Annotated in this window: 9 protein-coding genes; 4 read left to right on the top strand and 5 right to left on the bottom strand. The window is 74.1% G+C overall.

Going from position 1 to position 12,879, the window contains the following annotated elements:
• Positions 1-458: 458 nt before the first annotated feature.
• Entirely contained in the window at positions 459-1,727 is a 1,269-nt protein-coding gene (locus ABT014_RS29165; protein WP_350642211.1) for a metallophosphoesterase, read from the top strand.
• A gap of 91 nt (positions 1,728-1,818) precedes the next feature.
• A complete protein-coding gene (locus ABT014_RS29160) occupies positions 1,819-3,003 on the top strand; it encodes an MFS transporter (RefSeq protein ID WP_350642210.1) in 1,185 nt (394 codons plus the stop codon).
• A gap of 18 nt (positions 3,004-3,021) precedes the next feature.
• Here ABT014_RS29160 and ABT014_RS29155 read toward each other — a convergent pair whose 3' ends face one another.
• Together ABT014_RS29155 and ABT014_RS29150 are read right to left on the bottom strand one after the other, a co-directional pair.
• Positions 3,022-3,795 carry a leucyl/phenylalanyl-tRNA--protein transferase gene (locus ABT014_RS29155; protein WP_350642209.1) on the bottom strand — a complete coding sequence of 258 codons (774 nt, stop codon included), beginning with the start codon at positions 3,793-3,795 and terminating at the stop codon, positions 3,022-3,024.
• Positions 3,792-7,070 carry an amino acid adenylation domain-containing protein gene (locus tag ABT014_RS29150; protein ID WP_350642208.1) on the bottom strand — a complete coding sequence of 1,093 codons (3,279 nt, stop codon included), beginning with the start codon at positions 7,068-7,070 and terminating at the stop codon, positions 3,792-3,794. Before ABT014_RS29150 ends, ABT014_RS29155 begins: the two co-directional genes overlap by 4 nt.
• A 372-nt stretch (positions 7,071-7,442) precedes the next feature.
• Between ABT014_RS29150 and ABT014_RS29145 the strand changes: the two genes are divergently transcribed.
• Entirely contained in the window at positions 7,443-10,517 is a 3,075-nt protein-coding gene (locus ABT014_RS29145) for a putative bifunctional diguanylate cyclase/phosphodiesterase (protein WP_350642207.1), read from the top strand.
• A gap of 21 nt (positions 10,518-10,538) precedes the next feature.
• Here ABT014_RS29145 and ABT014_RS29140 read toward each other — a convergent pair whose 3' ends face one another.
• Complete coding sequence (locus ABT014_RS29140; protein ID WP_350642206.1) at positions 10,539-10,871, bottom strand: tetratricopeptide repeat protein; 333 nt, start codon at positions 10,869-10,871, stop codon at positions 10,539-10,541.
• 267 nt (positions 10,872-11,138) lie between these two features.
• Here ABT014_RS29140 and ABT014_RS29135 point away from each other — a divergent pair, with 267 nt between their 5' ends.
• Complete coding sequence (locus ABT014_RS29135; protein ID WP_350642205.1) at positions 11,139-11,366, top strand: hypothetical protein; 228 nt, start codon at positions 11,139-11,141, stop codon at positions 11,364-11,366.
• Between the two features lie 21 nt (positions 11,367-11,387).
• Here the strand turns inward: ABT014_RS29135 and ABT014_RS29130 are convergent, their stop codons facing one another.
• On the bottom strand, positions 11,388-11,777 hold the full coding sequence (locus ABT014_RS29130) for a Zn-ribbon domain-containing OB-fold protein (protein ID WP_350642204.1): 390 nt from the start codon (positions 11,775-11,777) through the stop codon (positions 11,388-11,390).
• A gap of 143 nt (positions 11,778-11,920) precedes the next feature.
• A complete protein-coding gene (locus tag ABT014_RS29125; RefSeq protein ID WP_350642203.1) occupies positions 11,921-12,661 on the bottom strand; it encodes a TetR family transcriptional regulator in 741 nt (246 codons plus the stop codon).
• Positions 12,662-12,879: the final 218 nt, after the last annotated feature.

The raw sequence follows: 12,879 nt of genomic DNA, 5'->3' as shown, positions 1-12,879 counted from the left end.
GGGCGGCAGGCGCGGCCCTGGTCCGACCGCGCCGCCTGACGACTGGCATATTCTTCGCAGACCCGCGCGGCGGGGGCAACGAGCCCGAAACTACGGCCGGTAGTACACACGGCGGGGCGCCCCGGCGGCCCACGACCGCGACGGCGCGGTTTACCCGCTCCTTATGCTCAGCAAACGCCACCGCCCCGACCGATCGGTATTCCCGGGCTGACCAGCGACGATCGGCACCGCTCCGGTCGCACGCCGCGATCGCCCGGGCCGTCCGCCGCCGATCGCGCCCGGTCGTCAACTATCGGCGGCAGTAGAGCGGAGTGCCGGTGTGGGCGGCCTCACAGGAACCGGACGGCCGGGTCGGCTGTGTGCGACCGACCGGCTACCGGGAGCGAAGGCGCTGCGCCGGTATCCGGGGTCCGCCACCCTGCGGCGGGGGCCGGCAGGGCGGGGCCGATACTGGCCCGATGGTGATCATTCTCGTCCTGCTGCTCGGGCTCGGCGGCGTAGGACTCGCACAGTGGTACCTCTGGCGGCGGTTGGTGCGGGACGTCTCCGCCCCGGGCGGGTGGTACCGGCGGATCGGCACCGTGCTCGCGGTGCTGCTGCCGCTGCTCAGCCTCGGTGCGCTGGTGGGCGGGCGGCTGCTGCCGCTGGCGGTGGAGCGGTGGTTCGCGTGGCCGGGGTACCTGTGGCTGGCGCTGATGCTGGACCTGGTGCTCGCCCTGGTGGTGGGGGAGGCCCTGCGCCCGCTGCTGCTGCGGCTGCCGGGGCGCCGCGCGCCGCTGCCGGAGCGGCCGGTCGGGGTTGGACAGCAGCCGGTCGGGGTCGAGCAGGAGCCGGTCGGGGTCGAGCACGAGGCACAGGAGCCCGCGACCGCCGGTGGTCCGCCCGCCGGCGGTCCGGCCGACCCGGCGCGCCGCCTGCTGGTGGCCCGTACGGTGGCCCTCGCCGCGGGCGGTGCGGCGGCCGCGGTGGTCGGCACCGGGATGTACGGGGTGCTGCGCGGTCCGGCCGTCAAGCAGGTGACGGTGCCGCTGGCGAAGCTGCCGCGCCGGGCGCACGGCTACCGGATCGCGGTGGTCAGCGACATCCACCTCGGCCCGATCCTGGGCCGCTCGCACACCCGCCGGATCGTCGACACCATCAACCGCACCCAGCCGGACCTGATCGCCGTGGTGGGCGACCTGGTCGACGGATCGGTGCCCGAACTCGGCCGGGCCGCCGAGCCGTTGGCCGATCTGCGGGCCCGCGACGGGGCGTTCTTCGTGACCGGCAACCACGAGTACTTCTCCGGCGCCGCACCCTGGGTGGAGTTCGTCCGCGAGCTCGGCGTGCACCCGCTGGAGAACGCCCGCACCGAACTGCCCTGGTTCGACCTGGCCGGGGTCAACGACATCCAGGGCACCGCCGAGGGCCAGGGGCCGGACTACGAGAAGGCGCTCGGCGACCGCGACCGCACCCGCACCGCCGTCCTGCTCGCGCACCAGCCGGTCACCATCCACCAGACCGTGCGCCACGGTGTCGACCTCCAGCTCTCCGGCCACACCCACGGCGGTCAGCTCTGGCCCGGCAACTACCTGGCCGAGCTGGCCAATCCGACCGTGGCCGGGCTGGAGCGCTACGGCGACACCCAGCTGTACGTGACCCGGGGCGCGGGTGCCTGGGGCCCGCCGGTCCGGGTCGGCGCGCCGTCCGACATCACGGTGGTCACGCTGGCCTCGCTGCAGACCTGACGGGCCGCCGGACCGGGCGGACCCTTCTCGCGGCGTCTCAACATACAGAACAGTTCGTCTCACATTGCGGCGGCGCTGTTAGGGTCCCGGCATGAACCAGCACCGGACGCACCGCAGTTGGCTGATGCTCGGGATCGGGACGGCGGGCCAGACCGCCAGCACCACCGTGCTCTACGGCCTGCCGTTCCTGCTCCCGGCCCTCCGGGAGGAGTTCGGCCTGTCTCTGCCCGCCGCCGGGCTGCTGGTCTCCTGCCCGATCCTCGGCATCCTGCTCTCGCTGCTGGGCTGGGGGATGGTGGCGGACCGGTACGGCGAGCGGCTCGCGCTGGCAGCCGGGCTGCTGCCGGCCGCGGTGGTGCTGGCCGTCGCCTCGCAGGTGCACGGGGTCCGGACGCTCGGGGTGCTGCTGGTGCTCGCGGGGGCGACCGGGTCCTCGGTGATCTCGGCCTCCGGGCGGCTGGTGATCGGCTGGTTCCCGCCCGACCGGCGGGGCGTCGCGATGGGGGTCCGGCAGGCCTCGCAGCCGCTCGGCACCGGGTTGGCGGCGGCCGCGCTGCCGCCGATCGCGGCGGCGGCCGGACCGGGCGCCGCGCTGCTGTTCTGCGCCGGCCTGTGCGCCGTGGCCGGGCTGGCGGTCGCCGTGCTGGCGGCCGATCCGCCGCGGCCGGCCCGTACCGTCCGGGCGGCGGCGCCGTACCGCGGCGACTACCTGTGGCGGCTGCACCTGGTGGCAGCGCTGCTGTGCGTCCCGCAGTTCGTGGTGACGGGCTTCGCGCTGGTGTTCCTGATCGAGTCCCGGGGCTGGTCGCCCGGGACCGCCGGGACGGTGCTGGCCGTGGCCAACCTGGCCGGTGCGGGCGTCCGGCTGCTGGCGGGCTGGTGGTCCGACCGGGTCGGCAGCCGGGTCCGGCCGATGCGGCTGCTGGCGCTGGCCACCGCCGTCGACCTCGCCCTGCTGGCCCTGGGCGCGGCCCGGCACTCGCCGGTCGGCACCGCCGCACTGCTGCTGGCCGCCGGACTGACCGTCAGCACCAACGGCCTGCACAACACCGCCGTCGCCGAGTTCGCCGGCCCGCAGTGGGCCGGCCGGGTGCTGGGCGTGCACGGGGTCGGCCAGCACAGCGCGATCGTGCTGGTGCCGCCCCTGGTCGGCGGCCTGATCGCCCGGCACGGCTACCCGCTCGCCTTCGCGGTCGCGGCGGCCGTCCCGCTGCTGGCGGCAGCGGTCATCCCGGCGCAACGCCCGGCGGCCGGCTGGACCCCGGAACCGGCCTGAGCCGGTCACCGGCCCCGGTCAGGCCAGGCGGGCGGCCGGGAGGAGGTCGGTGGCCGGCGGGTCGGCGGCCGGGCCGCCGTGGAGCAGGTCCAGGTACTCCTGGCGGGGCATCGGCAGCGCGCCCAGGCTGCGGATGTGCGCGCTGTCCCACTGGGCGTCCAGCAGCAGGCCGCCGGCCGCCCCGAAGCGGCTCGCCAGGTCGGCCACCGCGACCCGGGAGGCGTCCGGCCGGCGGTGGAACATCGAGTCCAGGCTGAGCACCGGCCCGACCCGGATCCCGAACGCGCCGCCGACCAGCTCCGGCCCCTGCCAGACCTCGACGCTGTGCGCCCGGCCGCGCTCGTGCAGGTCGAGCAGCCCGCGCCGGAGCTCCTCGGTGAGCCAGCGCGGTTCCCGGTCGGCCGCGCACTGGGCGACCACCCGGCCGAAGTCGCGGTCGACGCTGGTCCACCAGTCCAGCCGGTTGCGCAGCCGCTGCCCGAGCCGGCGGCCGAGCCGGACCTGGTCCGGCCGGATCACCGGCCGCGGGTCGGGCGACCACCAGGAGACCTGGTACGGGTGTTCGCCGTCCCCGCCGGGCACGGCTATCGCGCCGCCGGCCACCCGGTCCTCGTACAGCGCCTCGTTCATCCAGCGGGCGTACTCGTCGGGCGCGGGCATCGGGAACATCCCGGCCCGGTACGCGGCGAGCAGGCTGTCCGCGCCGAGGTCGGCGCAGAACGCGGCGGGGGCGTCCGCCGGTGCCCCGCTGACCCGGACGGTGTCCCACCAGTCGGTGGTGCGGCTGGTCATGCGGCCTGCTCCAGGAAGCCGGTGGCCGCCATCCGGTCCAGGTAGAAGTCCAGCAGCCGGTCGTCGACGGGCGGGATCTCGATGCCGCTGCCGGCCAGTTCGGCCTCGGCACGGGTGCTGGTGAACAGCGGGAAGGTCGGCCGGAAGTACATCTCGCTGATCGACATCTCGGTGCCCGCGCCGCGGTCCACGAACAGCGGGACGAACGGCGTGATCGGGTGCTCGGGATGGGCCGCCGCGTACGCCACCAGCCGCCGCACCCAGCGCTCGTACGGGAGCCGCTCGACCCGTCCGCCGCGGTGCGCGATCCGGTCGGCGAGCGCGGAGAGCATCGCCGGGCGGGGGTTGGTGAGGTGGTACACCCGGCCGGTGGCGGGGGAGTGCCCGGCCAGGTGGGCGAGCGCCCGGGTGAAGGAGTCGGCGGGCACGAAGTCGAGTTGCAGCTCGACGTCGGGGACCTCGCCGGTGTCGGTGAAGTACCGGATCAGGGCGCAGAGTTCGGTGCCGAGGTTCATCGTGCCGGTGGTCAGGTCGCCGGTGACGTCGTTGACCCGGTAGATGGAGACCGGCAGCCCGGCGGCGGCCGCGTTGTGCAGCAGCGCCTCGGCCACCCACTTGCTCTCCACGTACCCGACCGACAGGTGCTCGGGGTGGTCGAGCGGGGTGTCCTCGGTGACCTCGGGGACACCGGCCACGCCGAAGCCGGCGAGCACCGCCATGGTGGACAGGTAGTGCACCGGCACGGCCCGGGAGTGCCCGGCCAGCCGGATCACCTCCCGGGTGCCGGCCACGTTCGCCGCTCTCAACTGGTGGTACGGATAGAGGAAGTTGACCTGCCCGCCGAGGTGGTGGACGGCGTCCACGGTGTCCGCGAGCTGCTCGAACCTGGTACGTCCGAGACCGAGCAGCGGCTCCGCCAGGTCACCGACCAGCGGGCGGACCCTGGCCGGGTCCAGGCCCCGGCGCAGGAAGCGCTGCTGGGCGGCGTGCAGCCGCTCCAGCGCGTGCTCCGGGTCGGGTGCGCGCACCAGGCAGTGCACGGTGGCGTCGGTGGTGGCGAGCAGCGCCTGCAGCAGGTGGGCGCCGCAGAAGCCGGTGGCGCCGGTGAGCAGGATCTCCCGGGGGCGGTCCGGCGGGTTGGTGAGCGGCGCCGTCCGCCGGACCGGGAAGCCGAGTTCGGCCTCGCCGGTGAAGTCGATCCGGCGGTCGGCCGGGCGCCGGGCCGGGGTGGTGGGGCTCTGGCGGGCGGCGTGCAGGGCGGCGGTGAAGGCGCCCAGGGTCGGGTCGGTGAGCAGGGCGCGGGTCAGTTCGCGGATCCGGTCGACGCCTATCCCGAACATGATCCGGGCCCGGGCCAGCATCTCCATCGCCAGCAGCGAGTTGCCGCCCAGCTCGAAGAAGTCGTCCTGGGCGGCCACCGTGTCCACGTCCAGCAACTGCGCCCACAGGTAGGCGAGTCCGTGCTCGGCCACCCGCTCGGCGCCGCCGGTGACCCGCCCGCCGTCGCCGTCACCGTTGGAGCCGTTGGAGCCGGAGGAGCCGGAGCCGCGCGGCCCGACCCGGGCCGTCGGCCGGCCGGTGGCGGCCAGCTCCTGCCGGTCGATCTTCCCGCCGGGGGTGACGGGCATCTGCTCGACCGGGACGAACGAGGTCGGCACCAGGTAGTCCGGCAGCCGTCCGGCCAGGAACTCGCGGAAGTCCGGCCCGTTGCCCTCGCCGGGCGTGTAGTACGCGGTCAGCGCCCGCGCACCGCCGCCGCCCTCGGGGGCCAGCACCTTGACCAGGCCGATCGCCGGGTGCTCGGTCAGATGGGCCTCCACCTCGGCCGGGTCGACCCGGAATCCCCGGACCTTGACCTGCTCGTCGGTCCGGCCGAGCAGTTCCAGGTTGCCGTCCGGCCGCCACCGCGCCGAATCCCCGGTGCGGTACATCCGGCTGCCGGCCCGGCCGGCGTACGGCTCGGGCAGGAAGCGTTCGGCGGTCAGGCCCGGCTGGCGCCAGTAGCCGCGGGCCAGGCCGCGGCCGCCGAGGAAGACCTCGCCGCGCCGGCCCGGCGGCACCGGGCGCAGCGTCGGGTCCAGCACGTGCACGAAGGTGCCCAGCAGCGGCCGGCCGACCGGTACCGGGGCGTGCGCGGGGGCCGCCAGCATGCCGGGGAGGATCTCGCAGACGGTCGAGGTGATCCCGGCCTCGGTGAGGCCGTAGGCGTTCAGCAGCCGGGTGGCGGGCAGCCGGCGCAGGCTGGCCCGGGCGTCCTCGGCGTGCACGGTGTCGCCGCCGACGATCATCAGCCGGAGCGAGGCCGGCGGCCGGGCGCCCTCGGTCAGCAGGTCGAGGAAGCGGTGCCAGTAGGTGGGCGTCAGGTCGGCCACGGTGATCCCGAGCTCCAGGATCCGGTGCGCGAGCTCGATCGGCGCCCAGGTGTTGCGGCCGCCGAGCACCACGGCCGAGCCGCTGAGCAGCGGGGCGAAGATCTGCTCCAGCGAGGTGTCGAAGCCCAGGGCGCCCAGTTGCAGCACCCGGTCGCGGTCGGACAGCTCGTACGCCTCGGCGGCCCGCGAGACGGTGAGCGCCATGGTCCGGTGGCTGACCGGGACGCCCTTCGGGGTCCCGGTGGTGCCGGAGGTGTAGACCAGGTAGGCCAGGTCGTCCGGGACGGTGCTGTCGCCGGGCGCCGAGACGGTGCCGCCCGGGCCGCGGTAGTCCGCCGCCAGGATGCCCGGCAGGCCGGTCCTGGCGAGGTGCTCGGCGCTGGTCACGGCGAGCGCGGCGCCCGAGTCCGCGGCCAGCTGGCGCAGCCGGTGGGTCGGGTGCTCCGGGTCCAGCGGCAGGAAGGCGCCGCCGGCCTTGAGCACCGCGAGCATCGCGGTGACCATGTCCGCGGTCCGCTCCAGGCAGATCGGCACCACCTGGTCGGCGACCACCCCGGCGTCCCGCAGCGCGTGCGCCAGCCGGTCGCTGCGGCGGTCCAGCTCGCGGTAGGTGAGCTGCTCACCCTCGGCGACCACCGCGACCGCGTCCGGGGTGCGGCCCGCCTGGCGGCGGAACAGGCCGTGCACGGTGACCCCGCCGGAGCGGCGCCCGGTCGGGCGCAGGTCGGTCCAGCGTTCGGTCACCTCGTGCAGGCAGGTCGCCAGCGGGGCCGGGCCGGCGACGCTCCGCCAGCCGGCCGGGACGGGATGGTCGTCGGGCCACAGGGCGTGCAGGGCCTCGTCGTTGATGAGCACCCGGAACGGCCCCGACTGGGGCGACTGGGAGCGGTTCGGCTGATCCACCGGCCATGACCTCGGGTGTGCGGTGACAGGGAGGGACGGCGGCTGCGGGCTCCGCCCGGGCGCCGGCGCGCCTGCGCCGGCCGGTCCGGCCCTTGCCCGCGCGGCGACGGCGGGCCGGACTTCGATTGGCCTGCTGCTTTCCGGCCGGTCCGATGCGGACCAGGGCCGGCCCCGATACCTTCGACTATAGGCACCCGAGTGGCCGTGGGTATCATTGAGACGCATTTGCCGGGAGGTCACACGGCTCTCCCGCCACCGCGTCGCCGGTGGTCATCACTGGTGCATCGACCCTCCAGCATCCGCCTCGGGGCGAAGGAGGTAGCTCGGTTGACGCGTCGTAGGCAACGCCTGACGGCCTGTTACCTCGGTTGGATGGCCATACTCATCCTCGTGTACTACCAGAATCCGGACGAACGGATCATCTGGTGGACGGGCATCGGCCTCACCGGTGTCACCGCGATCGTGGTCGGCACCCGGCTCAACCGCCCGGCACACCCGCAGTACTGGTACCTGCTCGCGGCGGCGAACCTCAGCTTCACCGCCGGCGAGGTGGTGCAGGTCATCCAGACCGAGTACCTCGACCAGTTCGGGTTCCCCTCCGCGGCCGACGGCTTCTACCTCGCCGAGTACCTGCTCACCGCGGTCGGCGTGTACGGCTTCATCCGCTGGCGGACCGCCCAGCAGGACCGCGGCAGCATGATCGACGCGCTGATCCTGACGGTCGGCCTGGCCCTGCTGTCCTGGATCTACCTGATCGTCCCGTACGAGCGCGACCCCGATCTGACCTGGTTCCAGAAGGCGGTCTCGATCGCGTACCCGCTGGGCGACGTGCTGATGCTGGCGATGCTGATGAGGCTGCTGGTGCCACGCGGCGGCAAGAGCAAAGCGCTCTGGCTGCTGGCCCTGGGCACCCTCGGCATGCTCGTCTCCGACGTCGCCTACGGGCTGATCCAGCTGCACGGCAACTGGCGCATCGGAAGCCCGGTCGACCTCGGCTGGGCGGTGTTCTACTGCGCCTGGGGCGCGGCCGCGCTGCACCCCTCGATGGTCGAGCTGACCAGACCGATCCCGACCCAGCAGCCGGACATCTCGGGCGGCCGGCTGGCGCTGCTGGCCGGTGCCTCGATGATCGCCCCCGCGATGCTGCTGGTGGACCTCTCCCGCGGCGACACCAGCCACGCCGGCGTGATCGGCGCCTTCTCCGCGGTGCTGTTCCTGCTGGTGCTGGCCCGGCTGGGATCGATCGTCCTGGTGCACCGGCACGCGGTCGCCCGCGAACGGACACTACGGGTGACCGGAGCGTCGCTCACCGGCGCGGTGACCTTCGAGGACGTCTCCGACGCGGTGCAGACCGCCGCCGCCTCGCTGATGCCGCACCCCGCCACCCACACCGCCCTGCTCGGGGTGCGCGCCGACGGCGGCCTGCGGATCCGCCTGGGCGACCACGAGACCGTGCTGCGGATCCCCCCGGACAGCGAGCTCCAGGGCAGCCGGATGATCCCGGTGGAGGAGCTCGGCGACGAGCTGGAGCGGTACTTCAGCGGGGTCCCGCACGCCCTGATCTGCCCGCTCGCCCTGGAGAACCGCCCGATGGGCGAGCCGCTGATCGGCGTGCTGATCGTGGGCGGCACCGAGCACCAGCTGACCTCGCTCTGGGGCACCCTGGACATCCTGGCCGCGCAGTCCGCGCTGGCGGTCGAGCGGGTCATGCTCAGCCGCGAGATCAGCCAGCGCAACAGCGAGGCGTACTTCCGCACCCTGGTGCAGAGCGCCTCCGACGTGATCCTGATCCTCAACGCCGACGACGGCATCCGGTACGCCAGCTCCTCCGCCCAGCGGGTGCTCGGCTACGCCAGCCTGGAGGGCGTGCGGCTGAGCGAGCTGATCCCGCCCGAGGAGAGCCGCCAGCTCAACGAGGCGCTGGTCCGGATGCGCACCAGGGAGCAGGCCGAGCAGCGCGAGCACTGGCGGCTGCTGCGCAGCGACCGCAGCGCGATCGAGGTCGAGGTGCGCTGGAACGACCTGCGCGAGGACCCGACCGTCGGCGGCCTGGTGCTGACCCTGCGCGACGTCACCGACCAGCGGCAGATGGAGCGCGAGCTGACCCACCGGGCCTTCCACGACTCGCTGACCGGGCTGGCCAACCGGGTGCTCTTCCAGGACCGGGTCGGGCACGCGCTGACCCGCAGCGAGCGGCGCGGCACCGTGATGGGCGTGCTCTTCGTCGACCTCGACGACTTCAAGGTGGTCAACGACACCCAGGGCCACGCGGTCGGCGACGAGCTGCTGGTGGCGGTCTCGCTCCGGGTCTCCACCGCGCTGCGCACCTCCGACACCGCGGCCCGGCTCGGCGGCGACGAGTTCGCCGTACTGGTCGAGGACGCGCTCTCGCCGGCCGACGTGGGCGCCACCGCCGACGCCGTGCTGAACGCCTTCGACGAGCCGTTCCGGCTGAGCTCCGGCACCGTCCGGGTGGCCGCCAGCGTCGGGGTCGCCACCACCGAGGACAGCGTGGACGCGGCCGAGCTGCTCACCCACGCCGACCTCGCGCTGTACTCCGCCAAGGCCGCCGGCAAGCGCCAGTGGTGCCAGTACCAGCCCGCCCTGCAGGCCGGTCTGGTCGAGCGCCACGAGCTGAACGAGAGCCTGGACTCGGCCATCGCCGAGTCGGCCTTCGCGATCTACTACCAGCCGATCGTCGACCTCGCCGACGGCGGCCTGGTCGCCTTCGAGGCGCTGGTCCGCTGGCCGCACGAGCGGCGCGGCATGGTGCTGCCGGAGGAGTTCATCTCGCTGGCCGAGGAGAGCGGGCAGATCGTCCCGCTGGGCGCCTGGGTGCTGGAGCGGGCCGTCGCCGAGGCCGCCTCCTGGCAGCGGATGACCTCCGACCACCGGGCCGGGCTCGGGCGGCGCCCGCTGCGGGTGAGCGTCAACGTCTCGGCCCGGCAGTTCCGCGACGCCGGGTTCGTGGACATCGTGCGCCAGGTGGTCCGCAGCAGCGGGATCCAGCCCGGCACGCTGATCCTGGAGCTGACCGAGAGCGTGCTGATGCGGCGCGACGAGCGGGTGCGCACCGACATGGAGGCGCTGCGCGAGCTGGGGGTGCGGATCGCCATCGACGACTTCGGCACCGGCTACTCCTCGCTGAGCTACCTGCGCGAGTTCCCGATCTCCGTACTCAAGATCGACAAGTCCTTCATCGACGGCCTGGGGCTCTCCCAGCAGCAGTACGCGCTGGTCGAGGGCATCACCCGGATCGCCGACACGCTCGGCGTGCAGGTGATCGCCGAGGGGATCGAGAACGGGGTCCAGCGCGACCTGCTGGCCGAGATGGGCTGCCCGCTCGGCCAGGGCTACCTGTTCGCCCGGCCGCTCACCGCGGAGCAGGCGGTCCGGCTGGTCCGGGACGACGCCGAGCCGGTACGGCTGCGGGCGGGCGGGGCCTGAGCCCCGCCCGCCCGCCGTCCGTCACTCCAGCCCGAGCGCCGCGGCGATCCGCAGCGGGCCGGCGGCCTGCTCGGCGCGCCCCTGTCGCTGGAGGGTGCGGCCCAGCATCAGGTACGCGTACGGCTCGACCGGGTCGAGCGCGATCACCTCGCGCAGCTCGGCCTCGGCCCGGCCGAGCTGGGCGGAGTGGTAGTAGGCGCGGGCCAGCAGCAGGCGCGGGGCCACCTGGCCGGGGGTCTCGGCCACCACCTCGGCGAGGATCGGTGCGGCGTCCGCGTACTGCTTGGCGTCGAAGAACAGCTCGGCGCGGGCCCAGCGCTGCGCCGTGGTCTCCTCGCGGTGTGCGGTGTTCACTTCGGCTCCTCTCGGATCGGTGCGTTTTGTTGAACGTTCACCTGTCCGAGGGCATTCCCCGCCGCCGGCCCTCGGCCGGGTGGGTGGTCGCCGCCCGTCCGGCGAGATCCGCCGATGATCCCGATTGTGCTCCAACAGTCGTGTGCCGGGAGCGAGTTGGGCCAGGGTGCGGAGACGGTCCGGGTCGACACGCCCGCCGGAGAGGTCCCTGGCGGCCGGGACGGCGAACCCTACTGTCGCCGTGACACTGTCGAGGAAGGGAACACCATGAACCGCGTCATCAAGCTGGCTCTGGTCCTGGCCGCCGCCGCGGCGGGTGCGGCGAGCCTGCAGGGGGTCGCCGCCGCCGACATCAACTACGACGCCTCGAACGGCCCGTGGGCGATCGTCCTGGGCGACGGCAACCAGCTGGCCGGGGACGACATCTTCAACGTCGGCCGCGACAACACGGTGGGCTCGTACAACGCCGCCGGCAGCGCGGTCGACGCGGGCTGAGACCCGTTCGCCGGGGCCGCGCTACGCGGACGGGCAGAGCCGGAAGGTGAGGATCCGCCCGTCGTCGTCCCAGGCGGCGAGCTGCACCCGGGCGCCGATCGGTACGGCGCCCGGGAGGCCCCCGATCACCCCGGCCTGGACGGTGAACCCCTCGTCCAGCGCCACCAGGTACGGCCGGCCCGGGTAGAGCCCGCGGCGGGTGGGGCGCAGCAGCCGGCGGACCGTCCCGGTGCCGGCGCTGCGCTCCTCGGCCAGGTCGCTGGAGCCGCAGACCGTGCAGAGCAGGCAGCCGGCCGGCATCGCCGAGCGGCACCAGTGGCAGCGGTGGTAGCGCAGTGCGGTGCCGGCCTCGGCGGGGGCGCCGGTGAGCGGCCCCGCGGGGGTGGGGGCGAGGGCGGTGGGTGCGGTCATCGCGCACCTCCGCCGGCCACGGCCGACCAGTTCCCGATCCCGTTCACGTCCGGCTCCCTCCCTGCGGATGCTGCACAGGAACATATGGCACTCAGTGCCCCGTGTAAAGGCACTGAGTTCCCCGGACAGACCCGCCGGACGGGTCAGCCGTCGAGGGCCGACTCGATCCCCTGCACCACCCGCCACATCGGGGTTCCGCGCCGGGCCACCAGGACGACCACGTCCTCGGCCGGCTCCTGCTCCTCGGCGCCGGTGCGGGGCTGCTCGCTCCAGGTGTCGATGACGAAGCCCAGGGCCAGGTCGACGGCCTCCCCGACGTCGCCCGCACCGCCCGAGCGCAGCCAGGTTCGCAGCGCGTGGTTGTGCGCCGCGACCACCGCGGCGGCCACCACGTCGGCCCGCAGCGCGCCGTCGGCCCGGGCCGAGTAGCGGGCCCGCAGGTGGGCGGCGAGGGTCCGCTCGTAGCGCCAGACCACCGACAGCTCGTGGATCCGCAGGGTGGGCACCTTCCGGGTGAGCAGGTAGCGCTCGACCGAGAAGGTCGGGTTGGCGGCGTACATCCGCAGCACCAGCCGGGCCGCGTCGCAGACCTGGGCCACCGGGTCGCCACCGTCGCCGCAGGACTCCAGGAAGGCGGTCATCTCGGCCAGCGCGCCCTCGTGGTCGGGGAAGACCACGTCCTCCTTGGAGGGGAAGTAGCGGAAGAAGGAGCGCCGCCCCACCCCGGCCCGACCGGTGATGTCGTCGATGGTGGTCTGCTCGAACCCGCGGTCGAGGAACAGCTGGAAGGCCGCCTCGATCAGGGCGTCCCGGGTGGTCGGCTTCCCGCCGGCCGCACCGTTGCCCGCAGTGCCGCCCTGTTCCTGCCCCTGCTCCTCGCTCATGAGGGGGACGGTAGCACCGCCGGGGCACGATCAGGGCGCTCCGAGGGTGCCGGGACGGCACTGAGTGTGCATAATCAGGGGTACTGAGTGCCATACCTTAAGGAGCTGTCCCATCATGAGTCAGGACTTCGATCTCTTCCGGCTCAGCGAGGAGCACGAGATGCTCCGTGCGGCGGTGCGGTCGTTGGCGGAGGCGAAGATCGCTCCGTTCGCGGCGG

Origin of the sequence: Kitasatospora sp. NPDC094015, assembly GCF_040304075.1 — a bacterium.
Taxonomy (GTDB): domain Bacteria; phylum Actinomycetota; class Actinomycetes; order Streptomycetales; family Streptomycetaceae; genus Kitasatospora.
This window is presented reverse-complemented; position numbering and strand designations above follow the sequence as displayed.